The following is a 17,168-nucleotide window of genomic DNA, read 5'->3' on the forward strand; positions in this document are numbered from 1 at the left end:
GGCGTTATTAAATGCGCGCTACGTCGAGAAAGATTCGATGTTCTGTCAAGGCTTTATCAAGAGTGAAGATTTTCATTACCGGACGGATGCCAGGGCAATAAAATGCGCACGGCGAGGCCGCCGGTTTCCGGTAATGACGCGCTAATCTCACCCCCATGCGCCTCGCAAATCGCCCGGGCGATGGACAAACCGAGGCCGCTGCCGCCGGAATGCCGCGCGCGGGACTGCTCCTCGCGGCTAAAGCGTTTAAACATTTCCGGTAAAAACTGGGGCGAGACCCCCGGCCCGTCATCGGTGAATTCGAGGGTGTAGCGCCCGCTGGCGTAGTGCAGCGCCACCTCGAGATGGCCGCCCTCGCGTCCGTAACGTAGCGCATTTTCCATGAGGATGGTAACGACCTGTCCAAGACGGAACGCATCGCCTCTGAAGGGGCTGGTGCGCGGGTTGCGAAGCGTTATCCGAAAATGATGCGCGTCAGCCTCGGGCATGATCCAGGCAGCCCGCTCCTGAATCAGCTCATCCAGACAAAACGGCTGGTCCTCCAGCACGAGGTTACCCGCGTCGGCGAGCGAGAGAAGGTGAAGCTCATCGGTGAGGCGGTTGAGGTGCTGGAGCTGTTTCATCACCATGCCGAGCTGCGCCGGGCTGGCGTCAAACACGCCGTCTAACATGCCCTGCAGACGCCCGATGGCGGCCGTCAGGGGCGAGCGCAGCTCGTGCGCCATCGCAACGTGCGAGGCGCGGAGCTCTTTTTCATAGCGGGCGAGCTGTCCCGTCATGGAGTTAAAGTCGGTCGCAAAGCTGACCATTTCAGCCGGCGCATCCTTGATAAGTTCCGCCTGGCGGCCAAACTGCCCGTCGGCGACATCCTTTGCCGCATCGCGAAGGCGGCTGAACTGCAGCGCCAGCGGCCGGGCGTGTTTGAGCCCCATCACCACGATAAACGGGATCATCACCAGCACCAGCAGGGCCACCGTGGCCCAGTCGGCTGAGGCGATAGACGGCGTGGAATAGCTCAGGCCCCACCAGGTGTCCACAATCGAGTGGAAGCGGGCCGGATTGGCCTGCGGGTTCTGGCTGAGCGTCAGAAACTCCTGCCGGACCGCCGCTGGCATTTTGCCCATTATCCAGTAGTTCTGTACCGCATAGCGCAGCCACATGCAGGTGGCAATGACGATCACGCTGCCGATAGCCAGCGCTAAGATGCGCGCGCAAATCCAGCGCCACAGAGAGGAGTGCTGATTTTTAATCATGGCTGTCTGAACCTGTAACCCACGCCGCGAACGTTGATCAGCACGCCGGAGATCCCCGCCGCTTCCAGTTTTTTACGCAGGTTATAAATATGGGTGTCCACCACGCGCTCCAGCGCCTCGCTTTCCGGCAAACAGTGCTCCAGTAAATACTGGCGGGAGAACGGGTGCGCCGGAGAACGCAGCAGCGTTGCCAGAAGCGAGAATTCCGTTGGCGTAAGATCGAGCATCACGGGCGCGTCGCCGCCGTTATCCACGCTCGCCACAATGGCGGCAACGTCCACCTCGAGCGTTTGCCAACGAAGGATCGCTTCATCCGTCTCTTTTTTACTGCTGCGCCGCAGCACCGCCTGCACCCGAGCCACCACTTCGCCCGGATGATAAGGCTTCACAACGTAATCATCCGCACCGTACCGCAGGGCACCAATGCGGTCCGGGGTATCCCCCATGGCCGTGACCATGATCACCGGCACATCGCTTTTACGACGCAGGCCAGCCAGCACCTCGGTGCCGTTAAGCCCCGGCAGCATCACGTCCAGCAGGATGAGGTCGGGCTTCCACCGCTGCGCCATATCCAGCCCGGAATGACCGTCTCCGGTAATGGTCACGTCGTAATTTTCCCGCCGTAAATAGGCTTCGAGCACGCCGGCCGCATCGGCGTCATCTTCAATAATCAGCACTCTTCTGGACAACATCCGTTCACCTTGACCATTTCTTAACACTATCCCGACGATTCATTGATTCAGCCAAATCATACTGCGCCAACGTTGTGTGGCCGCCCCCGTATCAGGAGGCGCCAGCGTCCGTATGGAGAGTATTATGATAGCGATAAAAAAAGTCCTGTATATGTCCGTCCCGCTTCTGATGGCCGTGAGTTCTGGCGCGCAGGCGGATGATGGCTCCGCGTCCGATTCCTTAACCGTCGGGCTGGGGGGACAGTATGCCCCACGTTACTCAGGCTCAGACAAGCAGGTGTGGCAGGTGGTTCCGGTGCTGCAGGGTCGTAAAGGCGCTTTCTTTATTGATGCGCAAAAAGGGGTGGGATATGACCTGCAAAACGACAGCGGCTGGTATTTCGAACACACGCTGGGCTACGACTTCGGAAGGGATGATAAAAATTCTGGCTGGCGTGAGGGCGCAAACAATCTGAAAGGGATGGGAGACATTGATGCCACCCTGAATACCGGCCTTGCCGTCGGCTGGCAGGCCGCGCCATGGCTGAGTATGGAAGGCAAAGCGACGCTGCCGTTAACGGACAGCCAGGGGGCAAGCTATCAGGCTTCCGTTACGCTAATTCCGGTACAAAATAATCAGGACACGGTCGCCTTTCAGTCTGCGGCCCTGTTTGGCGACAGCCGTTATCTGAATACCTGGTATGGGGTCAGCGAGCAGCAGAGCCGCCGCACCGGCTATCGCCGCTATGCTGCGCCGGGTGGATTCTATGGCGTCGACACCAGCCTGAGCTGGAGCCATCAGTTCGATGCCCACTGGGGAACGGTTCTGAGCGCGGACTATACCTGGCTTGGCGATCGTGCGAATAACAGCCCGATCGTGATGCGGCGCAATGAGGGGGCTGCAACCGCCGCTATCACCTGGACATTTTAACGAGGGAAAGGGTCAGGCAAAGAGTCCCTTAATAAGCATCCAGAAAAGTGAGAGCACGCAGAGGAGTTGTACCGTTCGCAATGACCACAGCTGAAAACGCCATTGATATCGCTCCCGGGCATCGGCTTCTGCAATCGGGCCAGCGGCATCAGCAGCGTTTTTCCCTGGGCGGCGCAGAAAATCATGGCACAGCCAGACCAGAAGTATGAGGCAAAGTATTTTCGTGAAAAGTAAACCGTAGGAGGTATAAAACATATCCCAGTAGCAGCGGAGGGTGTCCATGGCCTTTATCCTTTCCTGAGCCGCCCATACGGCAGGTATGGGCGGTGAAAGATTATTTCTTCTTATCCATCATCGCTTTTAAATCGGCAAACGGGTTAAACGTGGCGACGCCCACGTCTTTTTGCGCGTCTTCCCCGGCCACCACGGTGGTGCCGTACTGATCCGCTTCGGTGTATTTCGAATGCTCGTGATCGTGGCAAAACAGGCACAACAGCTCCCAGTTGCTGCCATCTTCCGGGTTGTTGGTATGGTCGTGATCGATATGGTGCACCGTGAGTTCGCGCAGATTGGAATAGACAAACTCGCGCGAGCAGCGTCCACACACCCATGGATAGATTTTTAATGCTTTTTCGCGATAGCCGCTTTCCAGCCGCGCGTAGTTTTTGGGGATCAAAGCCATTGCCGGTTTTACCTGTGATAAAAATAGTGTGCCAATATAGCCCATCGGGTGCCGTAAAGGTAAACGCCATTGCTCCGTTAGAGTGAAAATGCGCCTTCAAGCGTAATCACACATTTTCCCCCTACGCGAACCACCGCCTTTCCTGACGAGGCATCGTATCCCGCGAACAGCACGCTTGCTCGCCCCATATCAACGCCCTGACTGACGTTAAGGTTAAGCGTCGTTTTATTGCGGTGCAACGCCAGCAGCGCCGTTGTAGCGGCGGTCGCGCTACCTGTTGCAGGATCTTCTGTCATGCGGGGAGTAAACATGCGGGCCTGCACATCGTGAGGTTCATCGGGATCCGTATCCAGGGTATAGGCATAGAGGGAAACCGCGCCATCCAGCGGTAACGTTGCGCGAAAACCCTGTAAATTCGGCACGCACCGACGAAGCGCCTCGCGAGAAGTCAGCTCGGCTATCAGGAAGGGCAGACCTACCGACGCGACAACAGGCATATGTACCGCGGTACGGATATCTTCTGCGTTCAGGGATAAGCAGGCAGCCACGCTTTCCGGGCTTACTTCAGAGCGGCAGGAGAGTGCCTCAGGCACCAGGAGTTCTGCGCCAGTCACGGTATCGTTGTCACGCAGCAGGCGTACTGGCACCAGACCGGCTATTTCCTCGAAGTGCAGCGTTTCAGGCAGGGGCTGATGATTCATCGCGGCGTGATAGGCCAGCACGTACGCAGTTCCAACATTCGGGTGCCCGGCGAAGGGGATCTCGCGCGAGGGCGTAAAAATTCGCACGCGTGCCGTACTGGAGGGATTGTCTGGCGGCAGAACGAACGTGGTTTCGCTGTAGCCAAATTCAACGGCGACCTGCTGCATTTGTGCTTTGCTCATACCCTCCGCATCGAGTACGACGGCGACAGGGTTACCCTGAAACGGGGTGTCAGTAAAAACATCCGCAACAACATAGCGTCTCTTCATTTTCTGTCCGGTGTAAAAATCCTGACATAGAGTAGTAACGTTAAATCAAACCGATAACCAGCCGTTTTTTACCTGACGGACCTGAAAAAAATTCAATCAATTTATTTGAATTATTCCGTTAAATAAACGGCATTTATTCTTACCGGGTAATGCGTAAAGTGTATAGAACGCAAAGCATTCTCAGGACACATGGTTATGAAAAAGATCGGGTTTTTATCCTTTGGTCACTGGACGCCTTCGCCGCAGTCCGGCACGCGCTCGGCGGCAGACACGCTGCTGCAGTCCATTGATTTAGCCGTGGCGGCTGAAGAGCTGGGGGCAGACGGCGCCTATTTCCGCGTGCACCATTTCGCCCGACAGCTGAGCTCGCCGTTTCCTCTGCTGGCGGCCATTGGCGCAAAAACGAAAACCATCGAAATCGGTACCGGCGTAATTGATATGCGCTATGAAAATCCGATGTACATGGCCGAAGACGCGGGCGCGGCGGATCTGATTTCCGGCGGTCGTTTGCAGCTTGGCATCAGCCGCGGCTCGCCGGAGCAGGTCATTGATGGCTGGCGTCATTTCGGCTATGTCCCGCAGGAAGGGGAAGACGAATCGGATATGGCGCGCCGTCATACCGAGGTGCTGCTTGAGGTGCTGCGCGGTGAAGGGTTTGCCAAACCCAATCCGCAGCCTATGTTCCCGAATCCGCCGGGGCTGCTGCGCCTGGAGCCGTATTCTGAAGGGCTGCGCGAGCGTATCTGGTGGGGCGCCGGTTCGAATGCGACGGCCGTATGGGCCGCAAAGCTGGGAATGAACCTGCAAAGTTCAACCCTGAAGGACGATGAAACCGGCGAGCCGTTCCATATTCAGCAGGCAAAACAGATCCGCGCGTACCGTCAGGCCTGGAAAGAGGCAGGGCATACGCGCCAGCCGCGGGTGTCGGTCAGCCGCAGCATTTTTGCGCTAATGGACGACCGCGACCGGATGTATTTCGGTGCCAGCCGCAACGACAGCGATAGCGTGGGCTACCTTGATGAGAAAACGCGCGCCATCTTCGGGCGCAGCTATGCGGCGGAGCCGGACAAGCTGATTGAACAGCTGAAAAAGGACGACGCGATTGCCGAAGCCGATACGTTATTACTGACCGTGCCGAACCAGCTGGGTGTGGATTACAATGCGCACGTGATTGAATCCATTCTCAAACACGTCGCACCGGCAATGGGCTGGCGCGAGTAGTTGGCACACAGGGATAGCGCGTGGCGTGATTCTCAATCTGTAACTATCCGGGCGCTTATCGCGAAGACAGGAGGGGCAATACGTCCCTCCTGTCAGCGCTATTTATGGCTCATATCGCTCAGCAGCACGGCGATAGTTTGCCCGCCCGCCGTCTGTTCCAGACCAATCTTGACGATAATGGTCAGCGGGACTGAGAGCAGCATCCCAACGGGCCCGAGAAGCCAGCCCCAGAAAATCAGGGACAAAAAGACCACCAGCGTGGAGAGTCCCAGCCCCCGACCCATCATGCGTGGCTCAAGAATATTACCGAACACCAGGTTGATGACCAGATAGCCGGCCAGCAGGATCAGCGCGTCATAAAGCCCGCTGAAAACCAGCACCTGGAGGATAGGGGGGATCGCCGCCAGCACGGAGCCGATGTTGGGAATGTAGTTAAGCGCAAACGCCAGTAACCCCCAGACAAACGCAAAGCGAACGTCCAGCGCAAGAAGCATTCCCCAGACAACACCGCCCGTGACCAGGCTAATCGCCGTTTTCAGCACCAGATAGCGGGAGACGCTGTCCAGCGCGCGTTGAATCGCTCCCATTCCTTCAACCGGACGGACCATCATCTGCTGCAGCTTTGCCGGCAGCTGCGGCACCTCCAGCAGCATGAACACCACCGTTAAAAACAGCAGGAAAATGGAGGTCATGGCATTGGAAAGCTGCGCCAGCAGGCTGGTGACGATCGTCATGGCCGCATTGGGGTCGATATATTTCAGGAGTTCCTCAACCGAGACTTCGATGCCCGCGCGCTGCAGCCAGGGTTCCAGCTGCAGCAGCGGTATCGCCAGCGAAGAGCGGTACTTCGGCAGCGTTCGCGCCAGTTCATTGAGCGAGGTCCCCAGATACGCCACCAGCAAGACCATCGCCACAATGATGATGCTGATAAGCAGCGTAATCGCCAGCACGCGCGGGATGCGTAGCCGCGTCATGCGCTGCACCAGCGGGTTAAGGATCACCGCAACAAACAGGGCCAGAATAAAAGGCACAATAATGTCGGCGGCAAAACGAACGCCCGTCAGTATGATCACCAGCATGCCCAGCATGATGACAATTTTTAACCCGTTCAGGGTAATAATGGGTTTAGCCATGGTGACTCCGAATTTTTCTTTATATTTATAATAAAGGTGAAAGGCGTTGCAATAAACTAACCAAAATCAAACGGTATGGGTAAAGAATTGCAAAGACTTTGAGTAAAATCCTGGCTTATGGTACAAATCTGGTGTGTTTAACTACCGAGGACAATTTTCATCCGCAAAGACGAGAAGCAACAACGCGGATAATTGTAATTTTATGGACAATATGTTCAGGACGTACTCTTCAAACAATACCGCTGTCTACTCCACTTCTTTCTGCCTGCTTTCTGGTGAGCAACACTGGCGCACCGCACTATAGTCACGTCTTCTGCCTGAGCTGGCGTTAAGCGCTTAGCTATCTGATTTCAATTCGTATTTTTTTGGTTTGCTGCACGCAGCGAGCCACGATGGATTATATTCTCAAGCAGGAGAAAAACATGTTTTACTGGATCCTATTAGCGCTGGCTATCATCGCTGAAATTACCGGCACGCTGTCTATGAAATGGGCAAGCGTCAGCGATGGCAACACCGGTTTTATTTTGATGCTGGTGATGATTTCACTTTCTTATATTTTCCTCTCGTTTGCGGTGAAAAAAATTGCGCTGGGCGTCGCGTATGCACTGTGGGAAGGGATCGGTATTTTGTTGATTACGCTGTTCAGCGTGCTGATATTTGACGAAACATTAACAACAATGAAGGTCGCCGGATTAACGACGCTGGTTGCGGGTATTGTGCTGATTAAATCGGGTACCCGTAAGCCTGGCAAACAGCAGAAGGAGCAGAACCATGCAACAGTTTGAGTGGGTTCATGCGGCATGGCTGGGGCTCGCCATCGTGCTGGAGATCCTGGCGAACGTTCTGCTGAAATTCTCGGATGGTTTTCGCCGTAAACTCTACGGCCTGATGTCGATTGCCGCGGTTCTGGGGGCGTTCAGCGCGCTGTCCCAGGCGGTAAAAGGGATCGATCTTTCGGTGGCCTATGCGCTGTGGGGCGGTTTTGGTATCGCCGCTACCCTGGCCGCTGGCTGGGTACTCTTCGGCCAGCGCTTAAACAACAAGGGCTGGATGGGGCTCATCTTGCTGCTTGCCGGCATGATCATGATAAAACTCGCCTGACAGACCTCTCGCCATGATTTACAGGCAGCGAAATTCGCTGCCTGTATTACGCTTAGAAAAGCAAAACATGAAGAGGATGGCTGATGTATCGCACATTAAGCTGGCGCAATATTCCCAATGCGAGAACGTTGTTTGCCCTGGTCTTCATGGCGGGCATCGGCTTAATCATCTCCATCGTCGCACTGCTCTATCTATCCCTGCATCTTATCAGCACCAAAACCAACGAAATTGATGAACACCGCACGGCGCTTTCCGTGCAGGGGTCTATTCAGACATCGGTTAACCGCGTCTCCTCTCTGGTGCTTGATAACGCCGTCTGGGACGATGCGGTGCGGGAGGCCTACCGTCCCACGCTCGATACCGACTGGTTGTACAACACCTGGGGTACTGGCTTTAAAATCAATAACCTCTATGACGGCACCTTCGTGCTGGATGAGCATTTCAACGTCCTCTGGGGATCGTTTCAAAGCCGGCCCTTTAACGAAAAAAACCTCGACTTCTTTGGTAAAGGCCTCAAAGCGCTTATCGACCAGCACGGGCGCGAGCTTGCGGGCGAAAAAAATATCTATGCGGGGATCAGCCAGACGCGCAACGGCGTGGCCTTTGTCGGCATTGGACTGATTCGCCCGATGGTCGGCAGCTTACAGGTCCACGACGGAACGCGCCGCTATCTGGTGATTACCCGCCATCTGAACGCCAGAATATTATCCGACCTGGGCGGCACCTTTCAGATCGATAACCTCCATTTTACCCCGGGCAAAATCAACGATCGCAGTATGCCGCTGCACAGTGCGGCAGGGGAGTTAGTCGGATATCTGAACTGGCAGGCGCGGCTCCCGGGCGCACAGGCCGCCCGGGCGGCATCGTCTGATATCAGGCAGATTGTGGTGCTGGTGTCGGGGCTGATTCTGCTCTTCATTCTGGTGAGCAGCGTGGGGCTGTACAAACTCGCGCGCGGCGAAAGCCAGGCGCGTCTGGTCGCAAGAACGGACTGGCTAAGCCATCTGCCGAACCGGCGCGCGCTTATAGAAACGCTTGATCGGGTGCGTTTACGCGGCGATACCGACGTCAAAAGCGTGGTGTTTATCGATCTGGACGGTTTTAAAGATGTGAATGACATCTACGGCCACAGCGTGGGTGACGACCTCATCGTGGCGATAGCAAAAACGCTGAATGAACGCGTGCCGCCGGGCGGGATGCTGGCGCGCATGGGCGGGGATGAGTTTGCCATGACCATCGGTGGAGATGATGCAGAGGCGCAGGCTACCGCCTTTGCCGTTTCCGTGCTGGATTTTCTCACCACCCCGGTTCAGCTGGGGGAACGCACCATCCATATCGGTGCCAGCATCGGTATCGCCAGCGGAACCCTGACGGAATGCAACAGTTCCGAACTGTTTCGCCGTGCCGATATTGCCATGTATCACGCCAAAATGAGCGGGAAAGGGCGTATTACCCACTACGACGCGGAGCTGAACAGCGTCCGGGAACGCAAGCTGGCGATTGAAAATCAGATCCGCAGCGGTCTGGAGCGCGATGAGTTTGAGGTCTGGTATCAGCCGATCGTTGACGCCCGCAGTCAGACAATGAGCAGCGTCGAAGCGCTGGTCCGCTGGCCACGTCGCCCGGAGGGGCTGCTGGGTCCGGACACCTTTATCGCCATTGCGGAGACCAGCGGTCTGATTTACAAGCTGGGTCAGTTCGTATTGCAGCGAGCCTGTGAGGATCTGCAGCCGTACGGTGAATTAAAGCTCTCCGTGAATATCTCCCCCGCGCAATTTCGCGATCCTGCCTTCGAAGAAAAAGTGGCCAGCGTGCTGGAGAGCACCCGTTTCCCGGCCAACCGGCTGCAGCTTGAGGTTACGGAGTCGTATGTACTGGAAAATCCGGAGCGTGCCCGCATGGCGATAGCGAATCTTAAAGCGCTGGGTACGGCGGTGGCGCTGGATGACTTTGGCACCGGCTATTCCAGCATTGGCTATTTGCGGCGCTTTAACTTCGACACCATCAAAATCGATAAATCCCTGGCCGGGCTGGTGGATAACGATGAACAGGCGGCCGCGCTGGTGAGCGGTACGGTGCGGATCGCCAATGCGCTGGGCATGGCGGTGGTGGCAGAAGGGGTGGAAACCGAGAAGCAAATGAAACTGCTGCGGCTGGCTGGCTGCGATCAACTGCAGGGTTTTTGGTTCAGCCAGCCGATGCCAATTGAGTCAATCAAAGCGTTACGTAAGGTCAGACGCTGCTGATTTACTGCTGCGCCAGCGCTTCCAGCTGGTCGCGGAAACCGGTAACGGACAAGGCGCGGTTATCGGCGCGCCACCGGTCTTTTGCCGCCGGCGCAGAGCTCTGGACACCAATCAACTGCCAGCCATTGTCGGTTTTCAGCATCAGCGGCGAACCACTGTCACCCGGCAACGTATCGCACTGATGCGAGAGTACGCTGGTTTGCGCCCAGCCCGTCACAATACAGTCGCTGTGCGTATAAAGCGTATCCAGATGATCGACAGGATAGCCTGACTGCGTCACCTTTCGGTCGGCGGCTTTCAGCGCGGCGGTGAGTGCGGCCTTGTCGCCGTCAAATAAGGGTAGCGGCGTAATGCCCGAAGGCGGGTAGTGTAAAACGATCAGGCCAAAATCCCATGAGGCGGCCGCCGGTGGCACGATCCAGCCGTCGCCATCCGGCTTCAGGCGTTTGCCGAGAGACGGATCGACCCGTCCTTCAATGCCGTGGATTTCATAGCGCCAGGTCCCTTTTTGCGACACAAACCGCAAGGCAACCGCTTTATCCGGCTTGCCGTTTGGCGGCGTTAACAGGCAGTGACCTGCCGTCAGGGCAAGCTGCGGGGTGATCAGCGTCGCGGTGCATAAGTTACCGCTGGCGGTTTCCAGTTGACCTATAGCATCCCAGGGGGCCTGGGTGGGATCGGCGACGCGCGTACGATCGTCATGACCGAAAAAAAGCGTCTTTAGCTCTTTCGCGCTAATGGTGTCATCACCGCCATCATCCGCATGTGAGAATCCAGAAAAAACACCAAACGTTCCCAGTAACAACACAACAGATTTACGCATATCACACTCTGGTGGGGGTAATTATGATTATTAAAAGTGAACCCTATGAAAATACTATAGACGGGACAGCGCTAAAGTGGGAGTAAAATCAGCGTGCTACAATCAGGAAAGATAAAAATGGCTGGCGATGAGCGCGCATAAAATAAGCAGGATAAGAATCAGCTCAAACCGATAGCGTCGCAGCATACGCCCTCCGGAAATAAAAAAACGGCGCGGAACCTGTTCCGGTTCAGCGCCGGTTTACCAACGTGCCCCGAAGGGCACGGTTAAGCTTGTACTCTTACGCAGCTGGCTGTGCAGCTGGTTTAGCAGCTTCGTGTTTTACTGCTTTTTTGTGATGCTTTTTAGCAGCCTGAGCTTTCTGTTCTACAGCCGGTTTGGTCGCTTTTTTGTGATGCTTTTTAGCAGCCTGAGCTTTCTGTTCTACAGCCGGTTTGGTCGCTTTTTTGTGATGCTTTTTAGCAGCCTGCGCTTTCTGTTCTACAGCCGGTTTGGTCGCTTTTTTGTGGTGCTTTTTAGCAGCCTGCGCTTTCTGCTCTACAGCCGGTTTAGCGGCTTTCTTGTGGTGCTTTTTAGCAGCCTGAGCTTTCTGCTCGGTTGGTGCTGCGGTTGCTGGCGCAGCGGCTTCTTTTTTCACTGCAGCTTTGTGATGTTTCTTATGGTGAACCGCTTTTGCTGGCGCAGCGGTGGTGGTTGCAGCAGGCGCGGCAGCCGGTGCAGCAGTTGCGGTAGTGTCAGCAGCAAATGCAGCAGAAGACAGACCCATAGCAGCGGCAACAACCAGAGCTAATACTTTATTCATTCTCATACCCTCGAATTTGGTTTTTCATTTAACCCCACTGCGGGGCCGTTGAAATAACTATATCCCTGTAAATTCGAGGTTTCCGTGAGTGATTGGTATCGGCGTGTAACGGAATGTACAGAGGGGAGGAAAGTGTACGAACAGGCCAAACGCCGCTGCTCGTACGGGCCTCTGTTATTTGTTCAGTGTGGCCAGAATAGCCGCCGGAGACTGACTGCCTATAATCGACCGTGATTCAGGCTCGATCACCACCATTACCGGGGTGATGCTAATGCCCAGTCGTTCTGCCAGTGCAGATTGCCGCGCGATCAGATCGGAACAGGCTGTGGTGGTGTCGTTATCCGGTAAAAATCCCGCCATCGCTTGTTGCAGGCTTTTGACCTTATCGGTTGAACACCAGACGCGCCCCATATCTTCAATTACCGAGTCGCGAATGGCGTTGGGCGCAACGGTCAGAAACGACATCGTCAAACCGGCATCCGTATATTGCTTAACGCTTTTCACTACGTTGCTGCAGTAAATGCACTGATTATCAATAAACACCAGCAGCTTATATTTTTCAGCAGGAGCCTGAAACGTGATGGGCTGGAGGTCTGCAAGAGAACGGGTAATATCGTTGAACGCGTCTTGCGGGGTAGTATCCGTGGCTGCGAAAGTACTTAAACTTGTCGCACACAGAATGGCTAACATCGTTTCATTATACCTTTCATCTTTTACAAACTCCCCCGATCGCTGACAAGCGTCTCTATGCTGCCCCATGCCTGGATCTAACGAGATGCATAGCGTGTGAAAGGCAGGGCTACCCGGAAACCCGATCCGAAATCCATCATGTTGAGGCAATATCAGATATTCAAACTTACATGATAGTTTTAACCGATCGATTTATATTGAATAGATCGGCATAAGTGTATATTATTTTCGATGAACCTGTAATAAAAATACTCGGCACAGAAAAAATAAGATAAACCAATAAGAAAGCGAGCTAAAATTGGATTTCAAAAGTTTGTATAAACAATATACATTCTAGCCATTCTATTACCTAAATATAGTATGGCAGTATGAAAGAGTTTAGTTTGATTTTTTTAGCGTTATTTTCATTATCAGCTCATGCTCAAGATGCTTTGCCGGGAGAGGAGCTGAAATCATGTACTTCCTCACCTGTGTCAGTCTCGTTATCTGGTACAGCGCATTTTCAGCGTGATTCTCCGGTAGGAACGGAAAGCGAATATCTAACCCCGGATATTGAACAAAGTGTGACCTGCGGATTAATCAGCGATAAGGACGGTATAACTGATAGAGATGTATATTATCAATTTTCTGCCAGTGGTGAGAGTGAAAGTGGGATGCCGGGGGTGTTTAAAACGAATGTAGAGGGCGTTGGGATAAGATTTTACTATGGTGTTAAGGAATTTTATGGTTTTACCTACTGCCGCAGGGAAAATAGTGAAGAATATATAAGAACGAACGGGTCGTATATAGGTCTGATATGCCACTGGCTTGATGATACGCCTTCTGAGAGAGTTACAAGCCTTATCAGCGCGAAGTTAGTAAAAACAAGTCCCTCAATAACATCTGGTACAGTTACGTCTACGCCAGCTATGATAAATACACGAATAGTTTATAATAGCACTGTATTTATATATCCGTTAGATGGTATAAATATTTCATCTTCGATCAATATCCTCTCTGATAAATGTACAATAAACAATAATAACATGTCATTTGACATTGGGAATGTCAGCATAACCGATTTCGACGAACAAAGCGGATACGCGCCTGCTAAAACGTCTGTGCAGAATTTAAACTTGAGTTGTGACAATAATGCTAATATCAACATCACGCTCGCTGGAAATCAACATCCTGATTGTTCAGAGCAAAGTGTGTTAGCACTAAGTAATCAGGGGCAACCGGGCGTTGCACAAGGCGTCGGTGTACAATTGCTTTATAATAATATACCCATTAAATTAAATGAAATGCTGAACCTTAAACGCTCCACCGGAGGTCAGGAGATATTCCCGATAGAAGCTCGTTACTATCAGACAAAAGATAAAGACCAGATTAGACCCGGCAAGGCAAATGCAACAGCAACGTTAAACCTCACCTACCAGTAGAATTGAGGAACAAAAAAGCCGCAAATGGAACGGCAAAATGTGAGTGACAAAGAAAGGATTAATATTTCAGTTTGTTGTAGGCACAGAAGAACAGGGCACTAACTCCCTGGTGAAGAGAAATTACCCTCTAAGCTTAAATAAATCCGCCCCTGAGGGCAGGGAATAAAACAGAGGGTATAACGTTGGTTGCCTGACTATCGAATATTTAACCTTTTGTAATCATATCTTTATTTTTTAAATCCTGACCTGTAGCAGTTTAATTGTGACTTAAGGACACGCATTCATACACCCGACACATTCATGACAACATGTGCTAAATCATATTCTTATTGAAAAGGGTGAGAAGAATGCCGGAGCAGGCTCCGGCAGAGGGATTAAAGATAACGGGAGGTCAGATGTTCGCGGAAGTAACGGATATTCAGATCTTCGCCCGTCGCCTGGGTGATTAATTGCGACGTGCTGAAACGGCTGCCGTGCTGCCAGATGTTCTGACGCAGCCACTCAAAGAGTGCGGAAAAATCGCCTTCAGCGATGGAGGCCTGCAGACCAGGCAGTGCGGTTCGGGCGGCATGGAACAGCTGCGCGGCGTACATAGCGCCAAGCGTGTATGACGGGAAGTAACCAAAACCGCCGTCGGTCCAGTGGATGTCCTGCATACAGCCGTTGCGGTAGTTGTCTTTGGTGGATAATCCGAGCCAGGCCTGCATTTTCTCGTCCCACAGGGCGGGAATATCGTCCACCTCGATCTCGCCGTTGATCAGCGCACGCTCAATCTCATAGCGCAGCACCACGTGTGCCGGGTAGCTCACTTCGTCCGCATCGACGCGGATGTAGCCTGGTTTTACGCGCTGGTTCCAGGCAATAAAGTTCTCTTCGCTGAACGCCGCCTGGCTGCCAAAGCGGGCGTGTACCGCAGGGAGAAGATGCCTGAGGAAGGCTTCACTGCGCCCCAGCTGCATTTCAAAGAACAGGCTCTGTGACTCATGGATCGCGGTTGAGCGCGCCAGGGCAATCGGCTGTCCTGCCCACGCGCGCGGCAGGTTTTGTTCGTAGCGGGCGTGTCCGGTTTCGTGGATCACGCCAAACAGCGCGCTGAGCAGCTCATCTTCGTCATAGCGCGTGGTGATGCGCACGTCTTCCGGGACGCCGCCGCAGAACGGGTGCGCGCTCACGTCCAGGCGACCGCCGTTAAAATCGAAGCCGAGCATCTTCATGGCTTCCAGGCCCAGTTCACGCTGTGTTGCCGTCGGGAAGGGGCCTTGCGGCGGAATAAACGACCGTTGAGCCTGTTTTTCGACCACGTTTGCGAGCAGGTCCGGGAGCCAGGACTTCATATCGCCGAACAGAACGTCCAGACGCGCGCTGGTCATGTCGGGTTCAAAAATGTCCAGCAGCGCGTCGTACGGCGTACAGCCTTTGGCTTCGGCCCGCAGGCGAGCCTCTTCGCGGCTGAGTTTGACCACCTCTTTCAGGTTGGCGGAAAAACCCTGCCAGTCGTTAGCGGGGCGCTGAGTACGCCAGGCGTGTTCACACTTGCTGCCCGCCAGGGATTTGGCTTCCACCAGCGATTCCGGCAGCAGAGTGGCCTGCTGGTAGTGGCGCGTCATTTCGCGCAGGTTGGCTTGTTCGACATCATTCAGATCTTCACCTGCCGCCGCCGCTAACAGGTCGCCGACTTTTTTATCGGTCAGGATCTGATGTTGCAGGACGCTCATCTCCGCGAGTGCTTCACCGCGCGCGGCGCTGCCCCCCGGCGGCATCATCGTGAACATGTCCCAACTGGCGATGGAGGAGAGGTGGGAGAAGCGGGAGAGACGCTGGAATACTTTTACAAGTTGTTGGTATTGCGGGGTTTTTTCCATTCTACATCGTCCTTCTAAGTGGGAGTGTTCTAAGGAGCATTCGTGAATAGTAACAAACAATCTGCACAATCCCTGCACATTTCCTTCACTGAAAGAGATGGGTATGTATGGAGGAAAAGACACTCTAAACAGATGCAGTGGGTACCGGATTCAGTTCGATATCACATACTCAGTCATGCGCACACCACCACGTCAGATCGTGTGTATAAGACCAGACAGCCGTTGAAACAGATGCTTCTGGCGTTAAATAAGGCCACAGTGATGTCTAGACAAGTCCAGTAAGGAAGGAGGGGGGCGAAACTCCCCCCGCTGTGCTTTAGTTATCTCTCGTAATTATATTTTTTCAAAACAGTTGCCTCTGTCATGCCTGTGTATTCAGACATCGTTATATAGTTAGGCTTCACTATTGGTTTCAAACAGTTTAAAAATGCTTGTTGCTTATTGTGATAGGTAGGAAGGTGTCCCCACTCTTTGATTTTACTCAGTTCAATGTTGCTCTCAGCAATCTTCGGAAACTCCAAGAGAAATTGATGTAATTCATCAAGGACATAATCAGTTAAAGAAATTGCTGATTCTGTTATATCTACAAATCCACCGCAGAGTTCATCACCAAGCATTTTTCGTACTAAATTCACGTCCCTGTATTCCAAGATACCAACCTGAGACATAACCTCTTTAACCCTTTCATTGATATGGTTTCTTTTACGCAGAAGCTCCATAACTTGATTGTAGTTTTCAAACATCGCGCCAATCTTGACAACATTTCTCCAGGATTTACGCAACTCATCTATTGAAGGTTGCTTAATTTTTCTTCTTAAAATGCGATGAAGGAATGTCCATTTTATCTTTTGCCAAAGACTCTTATTTGCTGTGGGTCTAGTCCTAATGAAAAAAAGCTCATGAGCATTGAATTTAACATCTTCGAGCTTGGTGACTATTGTGGGGAATTCTCCCGCCCTTACCAGCGGGACGTCTGATGAGATGTGCTCGTAATTTGACTTGATTGCTACCAGCTTTGCCAGACATCCATGTGCTAATACAAAAACTTGGTTTGCTGCTACAAAATTGTCTCTGGCAATGTTTTTTAACTCTTGACGTTTGCTTATGCGAACAGCGGAAAGACCACCCAGTAGTGCACCAAAAAGAGCAATCACAAAAGGAAGAACATAGTCCTTAAGATAATCGGGTTTTGGTTGAAGTGCTGATATAGCCTTGGCAATAAGCTCTGCATCATGACTCATCACTTTGATTCCTCATTCTGCATACGTTTCATCCATTCAGCATGGCATGTCATGAGTTGTTGATAAGCTGATGTTTTTTCCATTCTTGTTCTTCCTTATCGTTTTGGGAGTATTGAGGGA

The 17,168-nt window shown here is 53.1% G+C and carries 17 protein-coding genes; 6 read left to right on the plus strand and 11 right to left on the minus strand.

Features of this window, described 5'->3' with window-relative positions:
- Positions 1-56: 56 nt before the first annotated feature.
- Both UR289_RS14445 and UR289_RS14450 read right to left on the minus strand, forming a co-directional pair.
- Positions 57-1,253, minus strand: coding sequence for a sensor histidine kinase (locus UR289_RS14445; RefSeq protein WP_143347108.1), 1,197 nt, complete (start codon positions 1,251-1,253; stop codon positions 57-59).
- Complete coding sequence (locus UR289_RS14450) at positions 1,250-1,945, minus strand: response regulator (RefSeq protein WP_029739347.1); 696 nt, start codon at positions 1,943-1,945, stop codon at positions 1,250-1,252. The genes UR289_RS14445 and UR289_RS14450 overlap by 4 nt, the downstream gene beginning before the upstream one ends.
- A 124-nt stretch (positions 1,946-2,069) precedes the next feature.
- Here UR289_RS14450 and UR289_RS14455 point away from each other — a divergent pair, with 124 nt between their 5' ends.
- Positions 2,070-2,855, plus strand: coding sequence for a MipA/OmpV family protein (locus UR289_RS14455; RefSeq protein WP_320710623.1), 786 nt, complete (start codon positions 2,070-2,072; stop codon positions 2,853-2,855).
- Between the two features lie 12 nt (positions 2,856-2,867).
- On the opposite strand, the gene UR289_RS14460 is transcribed toward UR289_RS14455, so the two are convergent.
- From UR289_RS14460 to UR289_RS14470, 3 genes are all read right to left on the minus strand, one after another.
- Positions 2,868-3,137 carry a hypothetical protein gene (locus UR289_RS14460; protein ID WP_320710625.1) on the minus strand — a complete coding sequence of 90 codons (270 nt, stop codon included), beginning with the start codon at positions 3,135-3,137 and terminating at the stop codon, positions 2,868-2,870.
- Between the two features lie 52 nt (positions 3,138-3,189).
- Positions 3,190-3,537, minus strand: coding sequence for an HNH nuclease YajD (yajD, locus tag UR289_RS14465; protein ID WP_003857471.1), 348 nt, complete (start codon positions 3,535-3,537; stop codon positions 3,190-3,192).
- A 77-nt stretch (positions 3,538-3,614) separates the two neighbouring features.
- Positions 3,615-4,508 (minus strand): PhzF family phenazine biosynthesis protein, encoded by an 894-nt coding sequence (locus UR289_RS14470; protein ID WP_232938182.1) that lies wholly within the window; start codon positions 4,506-4,508, stop codon positions 3,615-3,617.
- Positions 4,509-4,703: 195 nt separating this feature from the next.
- Here UR289_RS14470 and UR289_RS14475 point away from each other — a divergent pair, with 195 nt between their 5' ends.
- Complete coding sequence (locus tag UR289_RS14475; RefSeq protein ID WP_032657621.1) at positions 4,704-5,729, plus strand: LLM class flavin-dependent oxidoreductase; 1,026 nt, start codon at positions 4,704-4,706, stop codon at positions 5,727-5,729.
- 98 nt (positions 5,730-5,827) lie between these two features.
- Here UR289_RS14475 and UR289_RS14480 read toward each other — a convergent pair whose 3' ends face one another.
- Positions 5,828-6,862: an AI-2E family transporter gene (locus tag UR289_RS14480; RefSeq protein ID WP_033145372.1), complete on the minus strand. Its 1,035-nt coding sequence runs from the start codon at positions 6,860-6,862 to the stop codon at positions 5,828-5,830.
- A 422-nt stretch (positions 6,863-7,284) separates the two neighbouring features.
- On the opposite strand from UR289_RS14480, the gene mdtJ reads away from it, so the two are divergent.
- From mdtJ to UR289_RS14495, 3 genes are all read left to right on the plus strand, one after another.
- Positions 7,285-7,647: a multidrug/spermidine efflux SMR transporter subunit MdtJ gene (gene mdtJ, locus UR289_RS14485; RefSeq protein WP_029739354.1), complete on the plus strand. Its 363-nt coding sequence runs from the start codon at positions 7,285-7,287 to the stop codon at positions 7,645-7,647.
- Complete coding sequence (gene mdtI, locus UR289_RS14490) at positions 7,634-7,963, plus strand: multidrug/spermidine efflux SMR transporter subunit MdtI (protein ID WP_024909144.1); 330 nt, start codon at positions 7,634-7,636, stop codon at positions 7,961-7,963. Before mdtJ ends, mdtI begins: the two co-directional genes overlap by 14 nt.
- An 83-nt stretch (positions 7,964-8,046) precedes the next feature.
- Positions 8,047-10,209, plus strand: coding sequence for a bifunctional diguanylate cyclase/phosphodiesterase (locus UR289_RS14495; RefSeq protein WP_182931905.1), 2,163 nt, complete (start codon positions 8,047-8,049; stop codon positions 10,207-10,209).
- 1 nt (position 10,210) lies between these two features.
- Here the strand turns inward: UR289_RS14495 and UR289_RS14500 are convergent, their stop codons facing one another.
- The 3 genes from UR289_RS14500 to UR289_RS14510 form a co-directional block, all read right to left on the minus strand.
- The gene (locus UR289_RS14500; protein ID WP_320710630.1) at positions 10,211-11,032 is read right to left on the minus strand and encodes a serine protease; all 822 of its coding nucleotides are present in this window, start codon (positions 11,030-11,032) and stop codon (positions 10,211-10,213) included.
- 280 nt (positions 11,033-11,312) lie between these two features.
- Entirely contained in the window at positions 11,313-11,834 is a 522-nt protein-coding gene (asr, locus tag UR289_RS14505) for an acid resistance repetitive basic protein Asr (RefSeq protein WP_320710631.1), read from the minus strand.
- Between the two features lie 174 nt (positions 11,835-12,008).
- Positions 12,009-12,524, minus strand: a complete 516-nt coding sequence (locus UR289_RS14510) for a thioredoxin fold domain-containing protein (protein WP_320710632.1) — start codon at positions 12,522-12,524, stop codon at positions 12,009-12,011.
- A 368-nt stretch (positions 12,525-12,892) separates the two neighbouring features.
- On the opposite strand from UR289_RS14510, the gene UR289_RS14515 reads away from it, so the two are divergent.
- On the plus strand, positions 12,893-13,945 hold the full coding sequence (locus tag UR289_RS14515) for a fimbrial protein (RefSeq protein ID WP_320710634.1): 1,053 nt from the start codon (positions 12,893-12,895) through the stop codon (positions 13,943-13,945).
- Between the two features lie 374 nt (positions 13,946-14,319).
- Here UR289_RS14515 and UR289_RS14520 read toward each other — a convergent pair whose 3' ends face one another.
- Positions 14,320-15,807 carry a carboxypeptidase M32 gene (locus UR289_RS14520; RefSeq protein ID WP_320710636.1) on the minus strand — a complete coding sequence of 496 codons (1,488 nt, stop codon included), beginning with the start codon at positions 15,805-15,807 and terminating at the stop codon, positions 14,320-14,322.
- Positions 15,808-16,127: 320 nt separating this feature from the next.
- A complete protein-coding gene (locus UR289_RS14525; protein ID WP_094935341.1) occupies positions 16,128-17,048 on the minus strand; it encodes a hypothetical protein in 921 nt (306 codons plus the stop codon).
- Positions 17,049-17,168: the final 120 nt, after the last annotated feature.

The organism is Enterobacter sp. 302C9, assembly GCF_034106085.1.
Lineage (GTDB): Bacteria > Pseudomonadota > Gammaproteobacteria > Enterobacterales > Enterobacteriaceae > Enterobacter > Enterobacter asburiae_B.